This is a genomic window from Paenibacillus sp. TC-CSREp1, assembly GCF_050171015.1.
Lineage (GTDB): Bacteria > Bacillota > Bacilli > Paenibacillales > Paenibacillaceae > Paenibacillus > Paenibacillus silvae.
Genome location: NZ_JBNOKM010000009.1, coordinates 203,102 through 227,853 on the forward strand (window position 1 = coordinate 203,102; position 24,752 = coordinate 227,853).

Consider the following 24,752-nt stretch of genomic DNA (forward strand, 5'->3'; position numbering starts at 1 on the left):
CGGGGGCTTTTTTTCTTAGAAATGGGAATCCGATATAATTCACCCCTGCATCCGCGGATTGTCACCTTACGTTATGATAGCGTTACCATTTACAATGACAGATATCAAATGCTCAAGGGGGAGTATATAGATGTTGAAAAGATGGCTTTCAGGCCTGCTGGCAGTGACCTTGTTCACGATCGTTCTGGCAGGATGCACAAGTAGTGATTCGTCCGAAGCAGGCGGCGGGGGAGACAAGGTCGCTGTGACGATCTGGCACAACTGGACTGGACAGGATGCGAAGGCGGTAGCCATGCGTCAGATCATTGAGGATTTCCGTGCGGCACATCCGGACATTGAAGTGGTGGATGAGGGACTGCCTACGGATGGACTGAAGACAAGGCTGCGCACAGTCGCGGCAGCGAATGAGATGCCCGATCTGTTCGTGATGTGGCCGGATGCGATGACCAAGGAGTTTGTGAAGGGAGATCTGCTGCAGCCGATCAATGCAGAGCTTGATGCGAAGCCGGAATGGAAAAACAACTTTATTCCGGGTGCGCTGGATGGATACACGGTGGACGGCAATATTTATTCGGTACCGATGAATCTGGCGCCAAGCTCTTTTATTTATTACAACGAGGCACTGTTCAAGGAGCATAACGTCAAGGTGCCTGAAACGTGGGCAGAACTGGAGAAAGCGATCAGTGTCTTTAATGACAAGGGCATTATTCCGATGGCGCTGGGTAACAAAACAAATTGGGTGGCGCAATCTACGATTTACAGTACACTGGCGGACAGGGTGACAGGTACGGACTGGTTTCTGAAGGCGGTAGCCCAGGATGGGGCAAGCTTTACAGACCCTGTGTTTGTGGATGCGCTGAACAAAATGCAGGAGCTTGGCAGCATAAAGGCTTTCCAGGACGGATTTAACAGTATTGATGAAACACAGATGATGCAGCTTTATTTTCAAGGAAAAACAGCCATGGTCATGAACGGCGGATGGGCGCTGGCTAACCTGGTCAACAATGCTCCTGAAAACGTATTGAACAACACACATATTACGATTCTGCCTCCGGTGGAGGGCGGTCAAGGTGAACCAAGAACTACGTCAGGAGTGGTCGGAACGGGTCTGGGTGTCAGCAAAAAATTAAGTGGTGCTCAAAAAGAAGCTGCCATGCAGCTGTTCTATGCACTCGCCGGCCCGGACGGTCAGAAAGCTACGCTCGACAGCAGCACACTCGTCAGCTACAAGATTGATCTTGATAAAACGAAGGCACATCCGCTGTTTGTCGAGCTGTACGATCTGATGCAGGAAGTGAAAATTACGCCGGTATACGATTCCAAGCTGGGCTCGGCTACGGTTGAGGTCATTAATAACGGCCTGCAGGAGCTGCTGATGGGCGGCAAAGCGGAGGATATCGCGGGCCGAATCCAGGCGGCACAAGCGAATGCGGTGAGTCAATAAGGGCTGATCGTACGTACCGACTGGGCTGCGGGTAATGTGAGCACAAGGTAATCACAAGGTAATTCCCCTTCCCGGCAGGGGAGGGGTTTTTAGATTAGCGAGGGGAAGTGAACAGATTGAACGCATTGCGAAGCCGACGTTTCATTATGCTGGGCCTGGCCCCGGCAGTGATCATCTATGCATTGTTTGTGTTTGTTCCGGTTGTGTGGTCGGCGTATTACGGATTTTTCAACTGGTCGGGCATTGGAGCAGCTTCGTATATTGGTATGAGCAACTATGTAGAAATATGGAATGACACGATCTTCTGGCGAGCCTTGAAAAATAACGTTATTTTTGTACTGGCTTCGGTGTTCGGCCAAATTCCATTAGCTTTGATGCTGGCAGTGATGCTGCACAAGAGCAATCCGCTGCAGCGATTTTTACGTTCTGCTGTATTTCTGCCGATGGTTTTGTCCACGGTGGTCATCGGTATGATCTGGCAGTACATTTATCATCCGCAGATCGGTATTCTGAACTTCCTGCTGGATGCGCTCGGGCTGGAGAGCTGGAAGCTGCAGTGGTTATCTGATGCAAAGATTGCCATCTTCTCACTTGTGCCGCCGTTGCTCTGGAGTTTTGTCGGATTGTACCTGATTATTTTCATCTCAGCGCTGCAGAACATTCCGGGGGAAATTCATGACGCGGCCAAAATAGACGGTGCATCCGGGTTACGCAAGCTTGTATCCATCTCACTGCCGATGATCTGGGGTACGGTTCAGGTGGCTATTATTTTGTGTATTTCGGGCAGTCTGAAGTCTTTTGATCTGGTCTACATTATGACAAAAGGCGGTCCGGCTCACGCAACGGAGCTGCTTGCTACGTATATGTATAACTCGACGTTTACGACGTATCGATACGGTTTCGGCAGTGCAATCTCAACGACCATCGTGCTGATTTCCTTGCTGCTTATTGGAACAAGTCAGTGGGTAACCAGCCGTGGACGCAAAGAAAAGGGATAGAGAGGAGGAACATTCATGCAAGTAGCACCTGTGCCCAACCAAACATCGAGAGGTCCAGCAGGACATTCGATTCGCCGGATGCGCAGCGGAATCGTTTGGACGCTGCTTACGGTATATGGTATTTTAACATTGTATCCGTTTTATTGGCTTGTGCTTAGTGCGTTCAAAACAAACGAGGATTTCTACAGCAGGCCTTTTGGTCTGCCAGCTCACTGGAATGCGGCCAATTTTACAAACGCCTGGCAGAGCTCGAAGCTGGGAACTGCTTTTGCCAATTCATTAATTGTATCCATTGGATCCTTGGTGCTGACGCTGTTTATCGCGGCACTGGCCTCCTTTATTCTGGCCCGATTCCAGTTTCGCTGGAAAGGCCTTATTATGACGTTTTTTGTAGTGGGCATGCTTATTCCGATTCACAGCACCCTTGTGCCATTATTTATTTTGATGAAACAGATGTCGCTTCTGAACACGTACTGGGCATTGATGCTGCCATATACTGCTTTTGCCCTGCCTACGGCGATCTTTGTGCTTACTGCATATCTGGTCAGCATTCCGCGAGATATTGAAGAGGCGGCGTTCATGGATGGCACGGGACTGTGGGGGCTCTTTACGCGAATTATGCTTCCGATGTCTCTGCCTGCGCTTTCAACCGTGACGATTTTGAGCTTTCTGCATGCGTGGAATGACTTTTCTTTTGCCCTTGTATTTATTAATAAAACCGGATTGAAAACGTTACCGCTTGCCATTGCAAATTTTGCTGACGGATATCAGACGGATTATGGTTTGACACTTGCTGCGATGACCCTGTCTGTTATTCCTACGATTATTGTCTATCTGATCTTTCAGGAACAGGTGATGAAGGGTATGACAGCGGGTGCAGTCAAAGGGTAAGCGAGAGCGCATCCAAAGGAGGAACAGAGTTGGTTCGCTGGCTTGCATCTTCACTGCAGCGGAAGTTATCCGTGGTTGTTACAGCCTCGATGATTGTGCCGCTTCTGGCGCTGGGGCTGTTTGCTTTTCTGTTCTCCTCGCGCATTACAGAGGAAAAAACGAAGCTGTCGGGTATGGATACGCTGAAACAGGTTGAGTCGAACCTCCGATATATGCTTCAGGATGCCGAGAATTTATCTATTTTCCTGATTGGGGAACGTGATATCCAACAGTATTTAAGCCGTAATGAGGATCATGAACTGGATCGCATCGACATTTTGGGCAGAATGACCAACCTGGCTGCCTCCAAAAAATATATAGCGAACATCGCGATATATCCCGGGCGTTTTGATGCTGCGTTATCGACAGCTACCTGGTACGAGGCAGACGGCTCAAGCATCTATTATCCGCCGGTGCCAAGCGGGGAGGCAGACAAACGATGGACGGGCGTCTATCCTGTCCGAAACTATGCGGGGGTTCAGAATGTCATTACTTTAATACGACCGATCCGCAGCATTCATGATTATCGGCCGATCGGCTGGCTCGCGATCAGTCTGGATGAGAAAGTAATATCTAAAGGATGGCCTGCATTGGGACTTGGCAGAGGGGAAGGCGAGCTGGAACTGGTTGGCGGTTCCGGCGAGATTTTATCCTCGATGGACAAGTCCAGGCTTGGGCAACATGTGTCTGATCTGGAGCCCGGCCTTATGCTGCGTATTCAGAAGGGACGCAGCGGAACGGCGATTTACGGTGAGAAGGAACACAAACGTACCGTACTGTATTATCCGGAGGAATTAACAGGCTGGACTTTGGTTGGAACGGTTCCTTACGAGCAGTATCGTTCCGAGAATAGTTACATTTTGATTCTGACTGCAATAGCAGTGGCTATGTCAGCGCTGATCAGTGGTGGTCTGATCTGGTTCACCGTTCGCCGGATTACGAGACCGCTGCTCCTGTTGACCCGGCATCTGTCGAGAATCGATCCGAAACGTCCGCTTCCCTTGTTTCAATCCGTGAGCAATGATGAGATTGGCAGGCTGGGCGAGAGTTACAACCTGCTCGGCGAGCATATCCAGATGCTGAAGGAAGAGGTTATCCGTGGGGAGGCTCGCAAAAAAGAGGCAGACCTGCGTGTGCTGCAGGCACAGATCAATCCCCATTTTCTGTATAACACGCTTTCTTCCATTCATTGGATTGCGCTGATGTCCAAAGAAAGTCGAATCGCAGATATGGTGGAGGGATTAAGTGATTTTCTGCGTATCAGCTTGAACAATGGTCAGGATTACTGCCCGGTGGCTCAGGAGATTGCACATATCCGTCATTATGTGCGGGTGCAGTCTATTCGTTTCCCGGATCAGTTTGTGCTTCATTATATTGTTGATCCTGCTCTGGAGCGGCAAATGATGCTGAAGCTGCTGCTGCAGCCGCTTGTGGAGAATGCGATGCTTCACGGTATTCAGCCAACAGGGCGAAGGGGCACGATCACGATTATGATTCAGAAGGACACAGGAGATGAACGTATGAATATTCTTGTGCTGGACGATGGTGCAGGGATGGCTGCGGACAAGCTGGAGCAATTACGAGCAAACCTTGCAACCGTAGCAGAAGGAAGCAATGTGCTGTCATCAGGCAGTCAGCTGCAGGAGAAAACACTCGGCAGCTCATTATCTGATGGCGGATATGGCCTGCGCAATGTCAATGAAAGACTGCTGCTGCATTACGGAGCCGATTCACTGCTTGAGGTGCACAGCAGAGAGGGCGAGGGCACCCGGATTTCATTTTCAATTCCAATCCTGGAGGACATGCCGTGAGATTATTAATTGTTGATGATGAGGTCATTATTCGAACAGGACTTGCAAGTGTCATTGCCTGGCATGAGCTCGGAATCGAGCTTCTTCAGCCCGCCGCCTCAGCGGAGGAAGCTTTGACAAGGATGGCAGAGGAACGTCCGCACATTTTGATGACGGATATTCGGATGAATGGCAAATCAGGTTTGGAGCTGGCTGAAGAAGCCATGCTGTTGATCCCTGAACTTGAGGTCATTATTTTATCCGGTTATGAAGATTTTTCTTATGCGCAGCAGGCTATTCGTAACGGGGTCACCGATTATTTGCTCAAAACGAGCAAGCCGGAAGAAATTATAAGAACTGTATTGCAGGCCAAGGGAAGAATTACAGACCGCTGGGCGGAAAAATCCCGCGAGGAACAGCTTTTGCGTGAAAATCGCGAGCGGCTGTTTGCAGACTGGGTCATTGAAGGCAACCTGCACTCAGGTGTTTGTCCTGCTTTTCTGGAATTTGGAGCAGCATCCGGGCAGTCAGCATCCGCCGAACGGGAGGATCACAGCGCGAATGGATATCGCAGCGGGCAGGTTGCTCTGATCCAGACGAAAGGCTGGAGCGGCACCTCGGATGCGCTGCTGCGGTTTGCTGTACAAAACATGCTGCAGGATGTGCTGCCCGGGTCGGTGGCTCAAGTGTATAAGCAGCATATTGTTTGCATTGTGCCTGCTGTTTCTGAGGATGAAGTAAGCCTATACAGGCTGGAAGCCGGGTTAAGCCAGATCGAGCAGTGGTTGAAATGTTCACTCCGGGCAGCGGTTGGCAAGCCAGTTCATCGTTCCGATGAGCTGCACCACAGCTACCACACTGCTCTGACTGCTTTTCGCTATCGCGGGTTACTGGATGCCAAAGTGTGGCGGTATGAAGACATTCGTACACGGCAAGGCGGTAAAAGTGTTTTGACACATGAGGAGGAGACTTCTCTTGGTACACTACTGCTGGATCATAATCCGGTCAAACTGACAGCATGGATTCGTGAGCTGATGACAGGACTGATGCATGAGCCAAACGTGACGCCAGGATCATATGCAGCCTGTTTACATTCGGTTGTCATTGCAGGTCACCGCTGGCTGGCGCGAACGCTGCAGGCGATCGGGCGGGAGCATACAGCCCGGATTGAGCCGTGGACGCCTGAACCGGATAAAGATGCTGCAGCGCTGGGAGATGAGCTCTTTCACCATCTGTATGAACTGATGCATGTGTATCACAGCCGTATGGGGCAAGGGCAGGCGGCGCATGTGCAGAAAGCGATTGGTTATATTGAATCCTCACTGACTCAGGATGTTAGCTTGCAGCAGGTGGCAGGACGTGTTCATTTGCATCCGGGGCATCTCAGCGAGCTGTTCAAAAAAGAGATGGGTGTAACGTTTGGCGATTTTGTCACCGATATGCGAATCAGACGGGCGATGGATATGCTCGCGGTGTCTCCGGCAAAAGTGAGTGAAGTGGCCGCGATTAGCGGTTACGAGGATGTGAAGTATTTTAGCAGGCTGTTCAAAAAACATACAGGCAAAACTCCAAGTGAATATCGGGAGCATGTACTTTTATACAAATCTTCAGGCATCTAAGACGGAGAGAGCAATGGGATGATGGCGAACGTGGGTCGATCAAGTCAGGATCTGTCAGGGCGACCCAGGCCAGACCTGAATAATATAGCTCAAAAAGCCATGTCCTGCGAAGGAATGGCTTTTTGAGCTACCCTGATGATGTCCTATAGGTAGATAACAGCGATTGGAAGGTTGTTCTGTCATCGGAGTGGATGGTGTAAATTTTGGTTTATCAGAAGCCGATTAACGAAAAGATTCATAGCGTTGCTGGAAAGAAGACTCCATCTCGACCTGACGCGCCAGCTGCTGTTGCACTTTAGTGCCACGAATAGCCTGCAGCTGCTGCAGGGCTTCAAGTGATCTGAAATCTTCCTTTGCCATGTGAATGAGCAGCTCGGAAAGCACATCGGCATCCTCAAGCGCCGCATTTAAGCCGAAGGCACCTGTAGGCGTCATCGTATGGGCGGCATCTCCAAGGAGCACCACATGATCCACTGCCCACTTCGCGCTATAGCTGCTTTCTACGGAGAGCAGTACAAAGTCACTCCAGTTCCGGATATGTGCTGCGACGGAATCTGCAAGGCACGGGAAGGCCGCAACGAGCTTACCCACGAAGGGGGCGAAGGGCTGCTCGCGCAGCTTGGCATAACCTGCCTCTGGAATATTCCATCCGATCTGAACATAACCGCCGTACTGCGAGAACAAAGCAAGCTGCTGTCCATCCATGCTGGCCATACGAACTGCGGGTTCCCAACCAGCGGGAGCGGGAATTCGGGCCCATAACAGGTCGTAACCATGCTTGCGAATTTCCGGCGTAAGGCCGGCATGTTTGCGTACCGCCGAATATCGGCCGTCTGCTCCAACAATGACGGATGCTGTGATGCTTGCCGGGACACCATTCTGGCGCACATTAATGCCTGCGATGCTGCCATTTTTGTCCCGAAGCAGGCCCGTCATCACGGTATTAAATCGAATTTGATGCAGGGGGTTCACTCCCTGCGTTTGAGCCATGATTGCTTCAAGCAGATGGTCCTGAGGTACATGAATGCCAACATGATGTTCCCCTTTGTTCGGATCAGGATCAATCGTGTGCAGGATGTTCCCCTCTTCCCAATACTGTATTTGCTCCAGCGGCAGTGCACCAAGCTCCTGAATGTGCGTATACAGCCCATGTTTTTTCAGAATGGCTTCACCATCTGTGTTCAGCAGTTCCCCGCGAAAAGACTTATGCAGATGCGGCTGACGCTCAATAAGTACGGTAGAGATGCCCTGCTGATTAAGCAAATAGGACAATAACATGCCGCCAGGGCCTGCGCCCACGATGCAGACATCTGTATGGCTGAGGTCGTTTATTTCGGCCATTTTCATTGAATTCATATCCATTATTCCCTTACGATATATTGATGAATCTCATTTACTTTATGATAACAAATTTACTTAAATTATTAAGTAACTAAAAGTAACTATAAAAAGATATACGTTATTATATACAAACTACTCGTTATATACAATAGGCTGCCTCATATTTTTATTCATATGTACCGAAGGACACATGCCGCTTCAGCACCTTCTGTTTTTTTTCGCAACCAAATGTGTGTAAATATGTTACAATATAAGGTAGGTTATGATGAAAGGCAGGAGGAACGGATATGAGCCCGAATACGGAGCGAAACTCGCAATTGGCAAACGTGGATCAATTGTTGGAGGCCTTCTTCAGATATAAAAACAAAGTATTGGATCAACAGCAAAAGTCGGAAACCAACTGTAAGATGAATCCAACGAAGAGTCATATACTAGGCATGATTTTACGTGAACAGCGCTGTATGGCAGTTGATGTTGCACGTCAGCTCAGTCTGTCCTCCGGGGCGACAACGATCGTTTTGAACCAGCTCGAAAGTGATAACCTGATTCAACGCGTTCGGAGCGAGGAAGATCGCAGAATTGTCTGGCTTTCCTTGACGGAAGAAGGAGAGCAGCTAGCGAGAACGCTGAATGCGAACCGAGGTCGTATGACATGGGAATTGTTAGAAGCGCTTACGGAGGAAGAACAGCAGTTAATGCTCGGTATGCTCAAAAAGATCGAGATGAAGCTGCTGGAGAAAATGAAGTTGTTCGAACAGACGTATCGTTAATAATAAAATATGTACTTGAAGACGTCAGTCCTCATGCGTTCGTCCCGGAATCGGGAATGAATCGTGAAGACTGGCGTTTTACGCATTTCTTTTCAAGTTTACGTATTTTTTTGAATTGGATCGGAGGGACTAGAGATGAAAACGGGATATATGCTCGTTCAAACCTTCCTGCTTTAAAATTTCCTTCTGCCTGCTCCCCATCAGATCAAAATGGGGGAAGGGCTGTCTTCGATGAATGTAGTGCGGGTCCAGACTGTGTTCCCGGCACCACTGCTCCAGACGGTTCAGATCTGCACAGCCGACCTTGGTAACACTTGTAATTCCGGGAAATCGTGGATCAATCCAGTAATGAGTCAGGTAGGCGATTTCGCCGCGAGCGACCTGCTCTTTCCATGCTGCCAGTTCCTGTCGTTTAATTCCAAAAGCCATCGTTGAACGATCCTTTCCATCGGGGTATGGTCCTATACATATTGTACATCTTATAGATATCCATAATCAAAAGGGTTTGCATAAACGAGTAGGAAAGCGTTTGGAATGGGTAAAAGAATATGAAAACTTTGTTATAAGCGTCTTTGATTTTGTTAAAATAAGGACATTATGATGTTTTGCTAACTTAGCAGCGGAAAGGGTTGTCATCATGGAACTATTTATTGCGGTGCTTGTTTTGCTGGTGCTGATCGGTTTGTCGAATGTATTAAACCGGTTTGTCCCTTTTATTCCCGTTCCGCTCATTCAGATTGCACTTGGTGTAGCTGCAGCACTGCTGCCTGCAGGTGTTCATTTACCGCTTAATCCCGAATTGTTTTTTGTGCTTTTTATTGCGCCATTGTTATATAACGATGGGAAAAGAACACCACGAAACGAACTGTGGAACCTGCGCGCACCGATTCTGCTGCTTGCTCTGGGTCTGGTGTTCGTCACGGTTGCTGTAGCCGGGTATATCATCCACTGGCTGATCCCGTCCATTCCGCTTCCAGCGGCATTTGCTCTTGCAGCCATTCTGTCTCCGACAGATGCTGTAGCTGTGGGGGCTATGGCGGGACGTGTACATTTGCCAAAAAGCATACATAGACTTCTTGAAGGCGAAGCGCTGATGAATGATGCGTCGGGTCTGGTTGCGTTTAAATTTGCGATCGCTGCAACGGTTACCGGTGTTTTTTCACTCGCTCAAGCGACGGTCAGTTTTATCCTGATTGCCGCGGGAGGTTTGCTTGCGGGTGCTCTGATGTCCTTTCTGTTGATCCGGCTCGGGGTATGGATTCGCAGACTGGGTATGGAGGATGTAACCATTCATATGCTGCTGCAAATTTTGACTCCATTTGTCATTTACCTGGTAAGTGAGGAGATCGGGGTTTCCGGCATTTTGGCGGTCGTGGCAGGGGGCATCATTCATGCCATTGAACGTGATCGGGCAGAATCGGTGCAGCTCAAGATGCAGGTGGTGTCGGCAAGCACATGGTCGGTTATTTTATTTATTTTGAATGGTCTTGTATTTATGATTCTTGGGGTACAGATCCCGGATGTGTTAAATACGATCTTTGTCAACGTGTCATTTAACAATCTCGAAGTGTTAGGTTACGTGGTGCTCATTTTCTTGCTGCTTGTTCTGCTGCGTTTCCTGTGGATTTATCTGTTCTGGCAAGGAAATGAGTGGCTGCGGAGCACCAGGAAGTCACCTATCGGCAAACCACGCTTTAAAGAGATTATAATTCTCTCCCTTTCTGGCGTAAGAGGTGCGGTAACACTCGCAGGGGCATTTTCAATTCCTTATGTTCTACAGGACGGGTCACCGTTTCCCGAGCGGGATTTGATTATTTTCCTGGCGGCTGGTGTCATTCTGGTATCTCTGATCGCGGCCAGTGTGCTGCTGCCTGTGTTAGCAAAGGAGGAAGGAAAGACTTCGGATGAGCATACACCGCAGAAGTCTGAACGCAAAGCACAAGACATTATGCTGAATGCAGCCATTCGAGCGGTCAAATCCGAGATGAATGATGAAAATAAAGCGGCTGCCCTGACCGTCGTATCCGACTTGTCCAAATACATTAAACAGGCAGCCGGGCACTATACTGCAGATACACGCAAAGCGATGCAGAAACAGGAAACAGTAATGAATCTGGTCGCCACACGAGCGGAACGCAAAGAGATTGAAGCGATGATGGATGAGAATGCTCTGGGACCCGAAGCCGCTTTCAAATGTGATACATGGTTGGATCGCAAGGAGATGATGCTCTCCAATCGTACCAACACACAGCTTCTGGCTTCGCTGCACGAGGTTGGACGTATGCTGGGTCAACTGTTTGCCAGTCGTAATCATAAGCAGGCTCAGCCCTTTATGCTGGAAAATGCAGAGCTGTTTCGCAAGGTGAAGCTGCGCACGTCCCAGGCGGCCATTAAAGCTGTGCGGGCACAGATGAATGACACGAATCGTACGGCTGCGCTCTCTGTCATAGCCAAATATGAACGGGTCATGGCAAGGCTGCGAGCCTGGAACCAGGACAAGGCGGAGGATCCATTCAATCAGGAAAAGCTTGAGCTTCAGATGGTAGCTATTCAGGAACAGCGGAACACCGTTCAGCAATTATATGAGAACGGAGAGATTACCCGGGATGTAGCAGCCAAACTGCGTCGTTACATCAATGACGTGGAGGCAACTGTGCTGAAAAATGATTAATGAAGATGATTCATGAGTTGCCCACAATCGGGTAATGCTAACAGAGGATTGCAGTTTAAAGTATGGAGTTAAGTTTGAAGTTTAAAGTATGACGAATGAAGTATGAACATCAAAGTGAGGATACGACATGAACCTGAAAGCAGCTCGATTTGTCGCATTGTTCATGCTGGCTATGGTGTTGCTGACCAGTTCAGCGTATGCCAAGCCAGTGCAGAAAAATCGCCAGTATTATGAAGAGCGGGGAGAGATCGTGTGGGAAGTTCCTACACATGACAAACTGATCGCCCTGACCTTTGATGACGGACCAGACCCCGTCCAGACACCCCAGATTTTAGCTTTACTGAAGCAGTATGATGCGAAGGCGACCTTTTTTGTGCTTGGCAAATGGGCAGAGAAGTACCCTGACATCGTTCGGCAGGAGCAGCTCCAAGGGCATGAGATCGCGAATCATACGTATGCTCATACGTATGCCGTGCGCTCAACAGCAATAGGTAAATACTTGAAGGACATGGGGGCGGCGGAGGCCTCCATCGTTAATGCAGGAGCTCAGCGTCCGTTATTGTTCAGGCCCCCCGGAGGTTATTACAATGATATGGTGATTCAGGCGGCCAAGCAAAAGGGATATACCATTATTTTGTGGTCCTGGCACCAGGATACACGAGACTGGGCTTTGCCTGGCGTATCAGCGATTACGAAAAAAGTGCTGAACAATGCACGGAATGGGGATATCGTGTTATTCCATGATAAGGTTGATGGCAGGTCGCAGACCATCGAATCCTTGCGGAAGATTTTGCCTAAATTAAAGGAAAGAGGATATGAATTCGTAACGGTGTCCGAGCTCCTTGCCGTCAAGGCTCGCGAAGCCGCCAAGGAGGGAGTCTCATCCTCATCACCGCGGAAGCATCCTTAATATCAGCTAACAAGTTGATCCAGCTTGATTTGGACAGAAGCTGAAGCACATGTGCATATGGAATGCTGTTATGCCTGTTCAAGCCGCAGCCCCCAATCGTATCAGGGGCTGCGGCCTTTTGTTTTGCAGTCCAAACGTCTACAATAGATAGAGCTGAACCGCTGCTGATACTTTAATAAAGAAGGTGAATATATGAATGGACAAAAAAGAGCAGACATCAAACCGGGTCTGGAGGTTGATATCGTACTCAAGCAGGATCAGGCCTCCGGTAAACTGACACGAGGTATTGTCAAAGACCTGTTAACCAAATCTCCTTCACATCCGCACGGGATTAAAGTGAGATTAACGAGCGGACAAGTTGGCCGGGTGAAACAAGTAATTTCAACGAGCATATGATCTCTCCCAATCAAGCGTTACGTTTTAGATGAGAAAAATCGCAACAATCGTTGTTACGGTCAGTCCGAGCATGACCGGCTTCAGATTGCGCCGTGCCAGCTCAAACGGGCTGACCCCGCAGATCGCGGCAGCTGGAATTAATGCCCATGGTATTAACGTGCCACCGCCAACCCAGATGGCTGCGATTTGGCCCAATGCGGTAAGCATCGGTGCTGAATCTGCTGAGCCGGCAAACATGGTCGCAATTGAACCCACAAGCGAAATTCCTGAAAATCCTGAACCGTCCATACCGGTTACAGCGCCGGTAACGGTCATCGTTATCGCCCCTACAGTGCCGTTCATTGGCACAATACTCGCCAGCGCAACGCCAAGATCATTAACGATCCCGTGTGAGCCTTCAGGAAGAGGGTGAGCAAATAATTCGGTAATAGCTGCGTCTCCAAGATAAAAAAATGCGGCAATCGGAATGACCGGACCAAATACTTTGAAGCCAAACTGGAAGCCTTCAATGAGATAATGGGTCGTTTCCTCCGATCCGTTATAACGATGCGCTGCCAGCGAAACAGCGATCAGAATGACCACGGCGGTTCCACCAATTAATGCCGTAGCATCTCCTCCCTGCAGGTTTAACACAAACATCAATACAACATCGAGTGCGAATAACAACGGTATAATAAGTGCGAATGTTTTTTTAAGATGAAGGGGTATCGTATGCACTTCGATAGATGAATGACTTTCTGGTGCTAAAGGCAGCTCTACTGACGGTTGCTCTGCTAACGGTCGCTCTAACTTGACCGTTTGCTGTTGAGCGTTGCTGGATTTCATCTCTTTGCGAAGCATCCAGAAGGCAGTCAGTGTAGATACTGTGCCCATGACAAGCACAAGAGGCACGCTGGCAGCCATCACGGACGCTACGGGAAGACCGGCTGCATCTGCTGTAAGCTTTGGAGCACCTTGAATGATGTAATCACCTGACAGAGCAATGCCATGACCAAACAGGTTCATAGCGATAGCAGCTCCAATGGGAGGCAATCCAACCCGTACGGCTGCTGGCAGGAGCACTGCACCGACCAGTGCAACAGCTGGAGAGGGCCAGAAAAATAAAGATACGACCATCATAATCAGCCCGATACTCCAATAGGCTGCCTGAGGCGTTCGAATAAAACGGGTAAGGGGTCTCACCATGACTTCATTGATGCCTGTTCTAATCAGCACACGACTCATCGCAACGATAATTGAAATGATAAAGATGGTGCTTAACAATTCCTTGGCAGCGTAGATGAAACTGTTGAAAATGCCGGCGACCGAGCCGCTTAACGTTTCTGCTGCCAGCAGTCCGATCGTCATAATGCCGGCGACACAGATGATGGTTGTATCTTTGCGCCGAACCATAACGGCGATAATGAGGACAATAAATGCCAAATAAACATAGTGCAGCGGAACAAGTTGAATATTCATCATGATGACAACCTCCCTGCATATCCCTACTCCCTGGTCACTTATCCCGGGAGAGTGATATATCCTATGCATGTCAGGCCTGGGTGTTCAAGCAGGATTTTTTTTACATTCAGAGAATTATGTAGGAGTGAAACGAAGCGTACACATGGGATGCACCGGAGAATACAAGTCACGAGAACACATATCCGGGGGTCACCGAACCTGATAGACAACGTCGAACACAGGTGATTACAATATACATGCTATCTTGAGGGAGAAATTAGAAACAACAGATCAAATCAGAATAAATCAGATTATCCTGAATCAAAAGGACGGTAATCCATGAACTTGATCCGTTCATTGCGCTTTAAATTTATTGTGGGACTTACGCTGATCATGCTGCCACTGTTCATGCTGCTCTATTACAACAATGTGTATGCGATGAAGGTGGTACGTGATAAGGTATCCCTCACTTATATGAATCATCTGGCCAAAAATGTGGAGCAAAATGAACGTGTACTGCAGGAAACGAATCGTTATTTATACAGTTTGGGCGAGCGTGACCCTGATATTATCTCCCTGTTCTTTCTACAATACGGAAGTGGAGACTATATTATTGCCAAGCAGCGTATTATGAACAAATTTATGACCGATATCGGATTTTACAATCTCATTGATTCATTTTATTTGTACGATGCGGTGAACGATGATCTGCTGCTGGCCACCGCTGGCAACTATGATATCAAAAAGTCGGTTGTGCAGCGAAGTATGCCAGCCCAGCTGCGCCAGTTGGAGGGGGATATTCAGAAGCCGGAATGGAGTATTGTACGCGGAGGTTCGTTTAATGCGTTAGTGAAAACGGTGCGGATCAATCAGCAATTCTATGCCGGGGCTTTGGTAGACATGAATGCACTGAATGATTCACAGCAGTTTACTGAATCGGGAGGCGGAGCGGTTATCGTGACTCCCGATGGCAGGGCCTTGTCTGATTCAACACTGGATGCGGGACAAATTAAACTGGCGGCTGATCATTTGACCGGTTTGGAAAGTCCGTACCAGGTCATCACTGAAACGGGCGGGCAGGCCCGGCAGTATCTGATGGTTGGCATTGCCTCCGCGATGTCGGAGATGAATTACGTTGTATTGCTGCCAGAGGAAGACATGATGCGCAACCTGCCTTTTTTCCAACAGATTATCCGATTGCTGCCTATAGGGGCTGCTGTCATTCTCATCACGGCGCTGTTCTTTCTGCGGCAGCTTCTGTTCCGTCCGATGAACGCTCTGATTCGCGGCATGAGAAGGGTTAGTCGCGGAGAACTGGATGTGACACTGGACGCACCGTCCTCCTCCGAGCTGGAGTTTGTGACACGCAGCTTCAATCAGATGATTCAGGAGATCCAGCATCTGAAGATCGATGTGTATGAGGAACAGCTACGGACGCGGGAAGCCGAATTCAAGCAGCTGCAGATGCAGATTAATCCGCACTTTTATCTGAATTCCCTGAATATTATTCATAGCCTTGCCTCCCTGCAAAAACATGAGCTGGTACAACAGATGGCAGGTCATCTGGCCGATTATTTCAGATTCAGTTTACGTGCTGGCAAACGTGTAATCAGCCTTAACGAAGAGATCGAGCATATTCGTCACTATCTTGAGATTCAGAAGCTGCGCTTTCCGAGCAAGCTAGAATTCGAACTGGACATTGATGCGAAGGCGGGACATTATGTTCTTCCGCCGCTGACCCTGCAACCTTTTGTAGAAAATGCTATCATTCATGGATTTCAGCGGAGGATGCAGCCCTTTGTCATTCGTATCTCGGCACGTGTGAAGGAAGCAGCAGACGGTGAGGCCAAGGATGGCATGCTGGAGCTTCAGATTACGGATAGCGGAGTCGGCTTTGCACCGGAGCTGCTGGAGCGGCTGCAGCAGGCCCAATATGCCAGGGACCCCGGAGGACAGCATATCGGAATATGGAATGTGGCTCACCGGCTGCTGGTAAAGTATGGCAGCGAGGCTGGTTTGACTTTTGAAAACAGGATAGATGGAGGCGCTGCAGTAAGCATTTATCTGCCTGCTCAGACGGAAGAGCAAGAAGGAGGAACTCATGCGGAACCTGTTGATCGTGGATGATGAAGTATACGCTCTGCAAGCGATGCTGGAGGGTGTGGACTGGAAGGCCGCCGGAATTGATCAGGTGTTCGGGGCATGTGATGTGGAAGAGGCCAGACAGGTTATTCGGACGGAGGCCATCGATATTTTGATCTGTGACATCGAGATGCCCGGGGAGACTGGTCTGGATTTGCAAAGCTGGGTGCTCAAGCATGATCCAGGGATATTGACTATTTTTTTGACGGGCCATGCACTGTTTGATTATGCCCAGACGGCAATCAAGCTGAACAGCTTCGATTATCTGCTGAAGCCTGCTCCAGCGGATCAGCTTATCAAAGTGGTTACACAAGCCATGGATAAAATCAGGGACGGAGAACAGCGTACCCGGACGAACGAGGTTTACGAAACCGCATACAATCGGTGGAAAACCCATAAACCACTACTGACCGAGCGTTTCTGGAAAGATGCGGTGTCCCAGCGCAGTGCACTTACCGCGCAGAAGCTGCAGGAGCTCGCCGAGCTGTATGGTGCAGAGATTGATCCCGAGGTTCGTGTGCTGCCGATTGTTATATCGGTGGAGGAGTGGGTACGCGAGTTCAATCTGCGTGATGAAGAGGTATTGGAATATGCCCTGCGTAATGCGGCCAGAGAAATGGTGCTGGGGAATAAACCAGGTGAAGTGTTTCAGGATCACAGCGGGCTGAACATCGTTCTGGCGTATGAACAGGATGGAACTGTCCTGTCTGCGGAAGAAGCCCGGCAGCGCTGCCAGCGATACATTCAGGAGTGTGGAACTTATTTCTATTGCCGTTTGTCCTGTTATGTAGGAGCACCTGTAGCTGTAACTGAACTGCAAGGCATGCTGAATGATCTTATGGACATGGAGCGGCGTAATATCAAAGAACTGGAAGAGGTTTTTGTCTATGACGAGCAGCATCGGGCGCAGGAAGACCGTTTTTTACCGATCCCGTGGTTTTCTGAGCTGTCCATATTGTTTGAAACAGGCAAAGTAGATGATTTGCGTGAACGTGTGCATGAAATTTTCGAGCTGCTTGCCGCGCAGGAAGGCTTATCCCCGGAAATGCTGCGTCTTTACTATCATGCGATGCTGCATGTCGTCTATCCGCTGCTGCATCAGAACAATGTATCCATTCGCAGTCTTTATCCAGGAGAGCGAGAGCCGGAGGAAGCGGTAGTGACAAGATCGCTGTCGCAGCTGAAGCAGTGGACGCTTGATCTGATTGACCGTGTCATCCCCGTCCTCTACCCGGACGATCAGAATCCGATGTCGATTGTGGATCAGCTGTGCATTTACATTGAGAATCATATCGGCGAGGAGCTGATGCGGGAGGAGCTTGCAGCGTTTGCCGGATTTAACCCGGCTTACCTGTCCCGTTTGTTCCGCAAGGAAAAAGGAATGTCCTTGTCCGAATTCATTCTGCAGCGCAGGGTAGCGATGGCGAAAACCTTACTCTCCCAATCCACCGTCAAGGTGACGGATATCGCAGGTAAGGTAGGGTACTACAATTACTCTCATTTTACGAAAATGTTCAAAAAATGCACCGGCATTACGCCGCAGGAGTTTCGCAAACAGTCCAGAACCGTGTAACCAGGCGCAGCATGCTGCGCTTTTTGTTTGTTTTTTATGGTATGAAAGTCATAATTTGATCATTGAACAGGTCACCACAGCAGATAGAGGACTTGATCGCCCCGCCGTATACTTGAACCACAGGAGGCGCACGGAGCTTCATCCTGAGGAAGAATTCAAGAGGAGTGAGGGAGAACACGTATGAAGACACAACCCCAGGCGGGTAAGGGCGTACGAATATCGGAGATACCGGAAGGCACGGTTCGAAAGCGCAAGTCCGTGTTATACAATCTTGGCAAATACAAGGTGCTCTACCTGATGTTTCTGCCAGGCATTTTGTTTCTGCTGGTAAACAACTATATGCCGATGTTCGGCGTGCTGATCGCATTCAAAAATGTCAACTATGCCGATGGAATATGGGGGAGCCCGTGGAGCGGATGGGATAATTTTAAATACCTGTTCTCAACCAGCGATGCGTGGGAAATCACGCGAAACACGCTTGCATACAACACCGTATTTATCGCACTCAATCTGTTTGTTGGTGTAGGACTGGCAATCATGCTTAACGAAGTGAAAAATAAAGCAATGTCCAAGTTATACCAATCCCTTATGCTGCTGCCTTATTTTTTATCCATGATCGTGGTCAGCTATCTCGTACTTGCTTTTCTCGGCAAGGACTCGGGATTTATGAACTCGACCATTCTGCAAATGTTTGGAGGGCAGCCGATTGACTGGTATTCTGAACCTAAATACTGGCCATACATTCTGCCGCTTGTGAATACGTGGAAAAATATCGGTTATTATGCGGTTATTTATCTCGCTGCCGTTGTGGGAATTGACGAGGAATACTACGAAGCGGCTGTACTCGATGGGGCATCAAAGTGGCATCAGATCCGGTTCATTACGATTCCTTTTCTGATTCCGTTGATCGTCATTATGACTTTGCTTCAGATCGGACGTATCTTTTATGCAGATTTCAGCTTGTTCTATCAGGTTCCGCTGGAATCAGGCGCACTGTTCCCTGTAACCAACGTTCTTGATACGTATGTATATCGTACATTCCTTATCGGCGGAGACATCGGGATGTCATCTGCGGCAGGTTTGTACCAAGCGATTGTCGGTTTTGTGCTGGTGCTGGTATCCAATACCATCGTCAGACGGATTGACAAAGATAATGCACTATTTTGAGAGGAGGCAAGTCAGTTGTGAAAACACGTGATCCATTAGCGGTATCCAAGCGTTCCGCTGCCGTCATTCATTTCATGTTTCTATTCTATGCCATTGCCTGTATCGTGCCGATCATACTGGTCTTCGCCATCTCTTTTTCGGATGAAACAACGGTTGTCGCCAATGGCTACAAGCTCATTCCGGAGCAGTTTAGCCTGACAGCCTATGAGTTTCTGTTCAAGGATATGGATCAGATCATCCACTCTTACGGCATATCGATTATCGTTACCGTTGTCGGTACGATTACAAGTGTTGCACTGACAGCACTTTATGCGTACCCGCTCTCACGCAGGGATTTGCCGTATCGCGGCTGGTTCGCCTTTTTCATCTTTTTCACCATGCTGTTTAACGGGGGACTTGTTCCCTGGTATCTCGTATACGTCAACGTGCTGGATCTGAAAAACTCCATTCTGGCGTTGATCCTGCCGCTGTTGTTATCACCGTTTTTTGTACTCGTCATGCGAACGTTCTTCGCCAACTCCATTCCGGTATCTATTCTGGAATCGGCGCGCATTGACGGAGCGGGGGAATTGAAAACGTTTTTGCGGATTGTCCTGCCGCTCTCGCTGCCCGTTATGGCAACCGTCGCACTGTTCAGTACGCTGAACTACTGGAATGACTGGTACCTCAGTATGATTTTTATCTCGGATAACCGGACGATCAGCCTTCAGTATCTTATGTACAGGACGCTGCTCGATATTCAATATTTAACTACCAACTCCAACGTTTCTTCACAGATTTCATCACAGGGCGGACTTCTCAACCTGCCAAACAAAACGCTGCAAATGGCAATGGCTGTTGTCGGTATAGGTCCAATAGTACTGGCGTACCCGTTCTTCCAGCGTTATTTTATCAAAGGTCTGACGGTAGGTGCTGTGAAGGGATAACTCCAGCCGGTTAGGGAGTGGCCAAGGTTATTGGAAGATAGACGAAAGGGCACATACAGAAAGGTTTTACCGTTTATTTGGAATTGGGGAAGAACGGTAAAAAGGTAAGGTGTAAAAGGTAACGGTCCATTATATGAACAGGAGGGGTTCAATTGGTTCAATCGTTTAAAGTGTGGTCACGTATGACAGCGGCTGCCATGACACTGGCACTGGTGCTTGCTGGCTGCTCGCCTGACAAGGGGGGGACTGCAACACCCGGAGCAGAAGGAAGCACTCCGAACGCAAGCAATACTGAAAAACCTTACGAGGTTTCGCTGTTTTATCCGGGCACACCTCAGAAGGATGTTGCATTGGTAGAAGCAGAAATCAACAAAAAGATGGAGCCCAAGATTGGAGCTACGATCAAAATCAATGCTGTGGACTGGGGGCAATGGGATAATAAGCTGAACCTGATGATCTCCTCAGGGGAAAAGGCCGATATTATCTTCACCGCAGCTTGGCAGAACTACACCGTTAACGTAGCCAAAGGTGCGTTCTTGCCACTGAATGACCTGCTGGATGAATACGGGCAGGACATCAAGAAAAATCTGGACCCTGCCTTCCTGGAAGGTTCCCAAGTGGATGGTGTCAACTATGGTGTGCCAACCAACAAGGAGCTTGCAGCCACCCGCGGTGTGCTGGTCCGCAAGGACCTGGCTGACAAATACAAGCTGGACCTGACAGCAGTTAAAACATGGGCTGATCTGGAGCCGCTGCTCAAAACCATTAAGGAAAATGAACCTTCCGTCACTCCGTTCTACATGTCCAATACGAATGGTAACGGATTGCTCGAAAACCTCGACTGGGATTATCTCGGTGATGCTTCTGTACCGGGTGTGATCTCCAAAACAGCAGGCGAAACAAAAGTGCTGAATGAAGTGGAAACGCCGGAATTCAAACAAGCAGCCGAGCTTGCGCGTAAATGGTATCAGGCAGGTTACATTAACAGTGACGCAGCAACGTCAAACGTATTCCCGAAAGATCAGGCCAAAGCGGGCAAAGCGTTCATGTGGACGGATGGTATGAAGCCGGGTAAAGATAAGGAAGAGGAAGGGTATGTTGGTTACCCGCTGACACAGATTGAAATGACAAGTCCGACCATTACGACGGGAGATGCATCCGGTGCGATGCTTGCAATCTCCCGTTCTTCTGAAAAACCGGAGAAAGCAATGCAAGTCATTAACCTGCTTCACTCTGACAAAGAAATTAACAACCTGCTCAACTTCGGTATTGAAGGGAAGCATTATGTCAAAGTAGAAGGTAAGGATAACATCATCAAGCTGCCTGACGGTGTGGATGCCAACAGCCGTACCTATAATCCAGGCGCGCAATGGCAGCTGGGTAACCAGTTCCTGAATTACCTGTGGGATAATGAAGACCCGCAGAAATGGGAGAAGTTCAAGGAGTTTAACGCCAAAGGTGTAAAATCTCCTGCCCTTGGTTTCACCTTTAACAGCCAATCGGTGAAAAACGAAATTGCGGCTGTTAACAACGTCAACAAACAGTTCAAACCAGGCATGACCTCGGGTGCAGTTGATCCGAACGAGATGATTCCAAAATATCTGGAAAAATTGAAAGCGGCAGGTATCGATAAAATTATTGCGGCTAAACAGGAGCAGCTGGATGCATTCCTGGCTGGAAAATAAAGCTTTAGAAAAAGACGTTATCGGCTGAAACCGGTAATGTCTTTTTTTGTTTTGGATCGTTAATCAAAAATAGGAAAAATATGATATAATCAGGTGGTTGATTAGGAGGTGTTTGCGTGTCGGGAACCAGACTTGTGTTCTCAGGAAGTTTATTGCTCTTTGCGATTATTTTTACCTGTAACCACCATCTCGGTTTCTCCGTCGGTGATTCGTTATTGTTATCCATCGGCATATCCCCATATACCAAAGCGTACGTCAGCGGTGTACATATTACGGTTTTCTTCGGACTTGGCATGCTGGCTTGCGGGTATTATCTTGCGCGGAAGGAGATCATGACCAAGTACCCGCTCGTGGCGAAGACGTTGTGGATTGCGGTTGTGATCTTAATCTCCAATTATTCGTTTATGACGGATAAGTTGATGTATGTGGTAAAATGGGGGGCCACGGGTTTAAGCAGCATATCGTATTCACAGAACGATAGCTCATGCACGTATCAGGTTTATCCTAACGGTCAAGCACGTGCGACTTGTGAATTGTTACTGAAAAATTATAGCAACTCGTCTGTCGCCGCGATGGTAAAGCCTGATCTGGCAGGCAGCTACCGTTATCAGGATGATCCGTTATCTGAATCTTTACAGTCTGTTGAGCTTGACGCTATACCGGTCAAACTTGAGCCCCGCATGACGTTCACAGGAAAGCTTGAATTCTCGGGATTGGCGCAACGGCCATTGCAGGTGAGCGGCAAGCTGGATGATATCGTACTAGATGTTGCAGTTGATGGGACCAATACAGTTTTTGACTATGATATCCCTTAGTACGTGTAAGCAGACTGTAGATACAAGTACATAACCAATATATACTGAATGGCCAGCAGGCAGGATAACATAAAAAGTACATCATTAATATCAGGAGTGAAGTCGGCTGAGCGCCGACTTTTTTCGTTTGTGCAAGTTGAATTAAGTGCTGAAACCTTGCATTAATGTCCTTTTTCAGAGGAGGGGTGAGGCTTACGATAGAATATGGGACAATCTGTTTATGAAAGCATCTAACGGCGCATTATGGAGCATGTGCAAGAAATAGATTGTATTTAAAGCTGCCATGACTACAATTAATGTCACGACTTGTGTCAGGACGATTAAAGAAAATTAAAATAAAGCGAGATGAACATTTCCATGTCATACCGGACAAATCTGTTTTCAAAGATGGTCATTTTGATTCTGATCATGCTTATTCCTGTTGTGCTCCTGTACTGGTATTCCAATCATAAAACAACAGCTGTGCTTCGCGATGAGCTTAATCAATCCAACAGCAATCAGCTGGAGTTTTTTCAAAATCAGGTAAACTCTAACATTGAATTGTTATCCTCTTGGCCTAATCTGCTGATCCACGATCCGGATATTGCCAGTTTTCGGCGTATATTTGCGGAGAGCCGTTATTTCGATCTGGATGCGATCAATCTGGTCAAGCGTATTCAAAACAAGCTGAGTATTCAGGAGAGCTCATCTAACTGGGCTACCAAATTATATCTGTATTCCCCGTCGCTCGGCAGAGTGATCTCGGAACGGGATGCCCGTACGTATGACAAGCATGCGTTAAAAGAAAGTATCGTTTCAGGCTGGGATGTTCACAAAATTAAGGACGGGCAGAATGATCGGTTCATGTTCAGCTGGATCACCGTATCCCCTTACGGAATCAAAGACCCTGCCGAAAATGCGGAGACCATCATCAAGCTGGAATTCGACAGTGACAACATTCGGGACATGCTTGATAAATTCAAAGGTGATGGAAGACATGATCCCTTTTATTTCCGCGAGGAAACGGGCGTAATCTATAACCGGACATCGGATCGGACATTGACAGATCAATTGATCAAGGAATTGTCCAGCCAGCCCTTGAAAGACGTAGAGAACCGTACGGTAGTGATTGGCAATGAGCCCTACATGGTCAATTCTGTGAAATCGAGCACCACGGGCTGGTATCTGGTGGACTATATGCCGCTGTCCGATATTTTGAAGCCGATTCATCAGTCCAACATTCTGTTCTACTCGTCCATGATATGCTTGCTACTGATGAGCTTTACCGCTGCGTATTTGTTATATGTTCAGGTTCAGGTGCCGGTGAAACAATTGATACGCGGATTCCAGCGGCTGAAGCAGGAGGATTACTCCGTTCGAATCGAGCCGAAAGGTCGCAATGAGTTCAGTTTCCTGTCCGAGCGCTTTAATTCCATGGTGGAAAAGATACAACAGCTGTTCGAGCACGTATATCTGGAGCAGATTCATGTACGGGAAGCAAGACTGAAGCAACTGCAGTCACAGATTAATCCGCATTTTTTCTATAACTGTTTCTCCTTCATTACAAGCATGGCGAAGCTGAAACGGGTGGATGCCGTTGTAGCCATGTCTCACAATCTGTCCAGATATTACAGGTATACAACAAGGCAGGAAAGAGATTTGGTCCCGCTATCCGAAGAAATCGAATTTGTGACCAACTATTTGGAAATTCAACGTATGCGCATGGAGCGCATTCATTATACGCTTGATTTGCCAGAAGATATGCTGCGTATCGAAGTTCCGCCACTAATTGTTCAGCCTCTGGTTGAAAATGCGGTCATTCATGGGATTGAAGCAGACGCAGAAGCAGGGGAGATCAGAGTATCCGGTGAGCAAAAGGATGGCCGGATGCTGCTCATTGTTGAAGATGATGGTCAAGGCATGACACAGGAGGAGCGTGAAGCACTGCTCATCAAGCTTGCGGGTACGATGGATCAGGAGATGGGCTGCGGATTGTGGAATGTGAATCAAAGGCTGCAGCTGAAGTATGGTGAGAAGGGTGGACTTCATATCACCGAATCAGACCTGGGCGGCGTGCGAGTTGTGTTGTCATGGCCGGTAGAATCAAAACCTGCGCTTGAAGAATACGAAGAGTGAACATAAATTAACCGGGAGAG

General features: G+C 48.4%; 19 protein-coding genes. 16 read left to right on the forward strand and 3 right to left on the reverse strand.

All coding sequences use genetic code 11. From position 1 onward, the window contains the following. Positions 1-130: 130 nt before the first annotated feature. The 5 genes from ACQSGY_RS15740 (at position 131) to ACQSGY_RS15760 (ending at position 6,781) form a co-directional block, all read left to right on the forward strand. A complete protein-coding gene (locus tag ACQSGY_RS15740; RefSeq protein ID WP_427052568.1) occupies positions 131-1,444 on the forward strand; it encodes an extracellular solute-binding protein in 1,314 nt (437 codons plus the stop codon). Between the two features lie 116 nt (positions 1,445-1,560). Further along, positions 1,561-2,442 (forward strand): carbohydrate ABC transporter permease, encoded by an 882-nt coding sequence (locus tag ACQSGY_RS15745; RefSeq protein ID WP_289374102.1) that lies wholly within the window; start codon positions 1,561-1,563, stop codon positions 2,440-2,442. Positions 2,443-2,520: 78 nt separating this feature from the next. Continuing rightward, a complete protein-coding gene (locus ACQSGY_RS15750; protein ID WP_229729910.1) occupies positions 2,521-3,333 on the forward strand; it encodes a carbohydrate ABC transporter permease in 813 nt (270 codons plus the stop codon). 29 nt (positions 3,334-3,362) lie between these two features. After that, positions 3,363-5,183 carry a cache domain-containing sensor histidine kinase gene (locus ACQSGY_RS15755; RefSeq protein ID WP_427052570.1) on the forward strand — a complete coding sequence of 607 codons (1,821 nt, stop codon included), beginning with the start codon at positions 3,363-3,365 and terminating at the stop codon, positions 5,181-5,183. Beyond that, a complete protein-coding gene (locus tag ACQSGY_RS15760; RefSeq protein WP_427052571.1) occupies positions 5,180-6,781 on the forward strand; it encodes a helix-turn-helix domain-containing protein in 1,602 nt (533 codons plus the stop codon). The genes ACQSGY_RS15755 and ACQSGY_RS15760 overlap by 4 nt, the downstream gene beginning before the upstream one ends. A gap of 222 nt (positions 6,782-7,003) precedes the next feature. Here the strand turns inward: ACQSGY_RS15760 and ACQSGY_RS15765 are convergent, their stop codons facing one another. After that, positions 7,004-8,137, reverse strand: a complete 1,134-nt coding sequence (locus ACQSGY_RS15765; protein WP_253298858.1) for an FAD-dependent monooxygenase — start codon at positions 8,135-8,137, stop codon at positions 7,004-7,006. A 272-nt stretch (positions 8,138-8,409) separates the two neighbouring features. On the opposite strand from ACQSGY_RS15765, the gene ACQSGY_RS15770 reads away from it, so the two are divergent. After that, positions 8,410-8,892: a MarR family transcriptional regulator gene (locus ACQSGY_RS15770; protein WP_216513322.1), complete on the forward strand. Its 483-nt coding sequence runs from the start codon at positions 8,410-8,412 to the stop codon at positions 8,890-8,892. A 129-nt stretch (positions 8,893-9,021) separates the two neighbouring features. Here ACQSGY_RS15770 and ACQSGY_RS15775 read toward each other — a convergent pair whose 3' ends face one another. Then, on the reverse strand, positions 9,022-9,321 hold the full coding sequence (locus ACQSGY_RS15775) for a hypothetical protein (RefSeq protein ID WP_427052572.1): 300 nt from the start codon (positions 9,319-9,321) through the stop codon (positions 9,022-9,024). 208 nt (positions 9,322-9,529) lie between these two features. Here ACQSGY_RS15775 and ACQSGY_RS15780 point away from each other — a divergent pair, with 208 nt between their 5' ends. The 3 genes from ACQSGY_RS15780 (at position 9,530) to ACQSGY_RS15790 (ending at position 12,869) form a co-directional block, all read left to right on the forward strand. After that, complete coding sequence (locus ACQSGY_RS15780; RefSeq protein WP_427052573.1) at positions 9,530-11,563, forward strand: Na+/H+ antiporter; 2,034 nt, start codon at positions 9,530-9,532, stop codon at positions 11,561-11,563. 127 nt (positions 11,564-11,690) lie between these two features. After that, entirely contained in the window at positions 11,691-12,473 is a 783-nt protein-coding gene (locus tag ACQSGY_RS15785) for a polysaccharide deacetylase family protein (RefSeq protein ID WP_427052574.1), read from the forward strand. A gap of 192 nt (positions 12,474-12,665) precedes the next feature. Next, positions 12,666-12,869: a YwbE family protein gene (locus ACQSGY_RS15790; protein ID WP_427052576.1), complete on the forward strand. Its 204-nt coding sequence runs from the start codon at positions 12,666-12,668 to the stop codon at positions 12,867-12,869. Between the two features lie 24 nt (positions 12,870-12,893). Here ACQSGY_RS15790 and ACQSGY_RS15795 read toward each other — a convergent pair whose 3' ends face one another. Next, positions 12,894-14,327 carry a hypothetical protein gene (locus ACQSGY_RS15795; RefSeq protein WP_427052641.1) on the reverse strand — a complete coding sequence of 478 codons (1,434 nt, stop codon included), beginning with the start codon at positions 14,325-14,327 and terminating at the stop codon, positions 12,894-12,896. A 321-nt stretch (positions 14,328-14,648) separates the two neighbouring features. On the opposite strand from ACQSGY_RS15795, the gene ACQSGY_RS15800 reads away from it, so the two are divergent. The 7 genes from ACQSGY_RS15800 (at position 14,649) to ACQSGY_RS15830 (ending at position 24,732) form a co-directional block, all read left to right on the forward strand. Continuing rightward, positions 14,649-16,436 (forward strand): sensor histidine kinase, encoded by a 1,788-nt coding sequence (locus tag ACQSGY_RS15800; RefSeq protein WP_427052577.1) that lies wholly within the window; start codon positions 14,649-14,651, stop codon positions 16,434-16,436. After that, complete coding sequence (locus ACQSGY_RS15805) at positions 16,411-18,024, forward strand: response regulator transcription factor (protein ID WP_427052578.1); 1,614 nt, start codon at positions 16,411-16,413, stop codon at positions 18,022-18,024. The genes ACQSGY_RS15800 and ACQSGY_RS15805 overlap by 26 nt, the downstream gene beginning before the upstream one ends. A 180-nt stretch (positions 18,025-18,204) precedes the next feature. Continuing rightward, positions 18,205-19,191, forward strand: a complete 987-nt coding sequence (locus ACQSGY_RS15810) for an ABC transporter permease (RefSeq protein ID WP_174812286.1) — start codon at positions 18,205-18,207, stop codon at positions 19,189-19,191. A 17-nt stretch (positions 19,192-19,208) separates the two neighbouring features. After that, a complete protein-coding gene (locus tag ACQSGY_RS15815; RefSeq protein WP_184180039.1) occupies positions 19,209-20,117 on the forward strand; it encodes a carbohydrate ABC transporter permease in 909 nt (302 codons plus the stop codon). A gap of 152 nt (positions 20,118-20,269) precedes the next feature. Further along, the gene (locus tag ACQSGY_RS15820) at positions 20,270-21,802 is read left to right on the forward strand and encodes an ABC transporter substrate-binding protein (RefSeq protein WP_216513328.1); all 1,533 of its coding nucleotides are present in this window, start codon (positions 20,270-20,272) and stop codon (positions 21,800-21,802) included. A 116-nt stretch (positions 21,803-21,918) separates the two neighbouring features. Continuing rightward, on the forward strand, positions 21,919-22,617 hold the full coding sequence (locus ACQSGY_RS15825; protein WP_427052579.1) for a hypothetical protein: 699 nt from the start codon (positions 21,919-21,921) through the stop codon (positions 22,615-22,617). Positions 22,618-22,962: 345 nt separating this feature from the next. Beyond that, positions 22,963-24,732, forward strand: coding sequence for a sensor histidine kinase (locus ACQSGY_RS15830; RefSeq protein ID WP_427052580.1), 1,770 nt, complete (start codon positions 22,963-22,965; stop codon positions 24,730-24,732). Positions 24,733-24,752 lie beyond the last annotated feature (20 nt).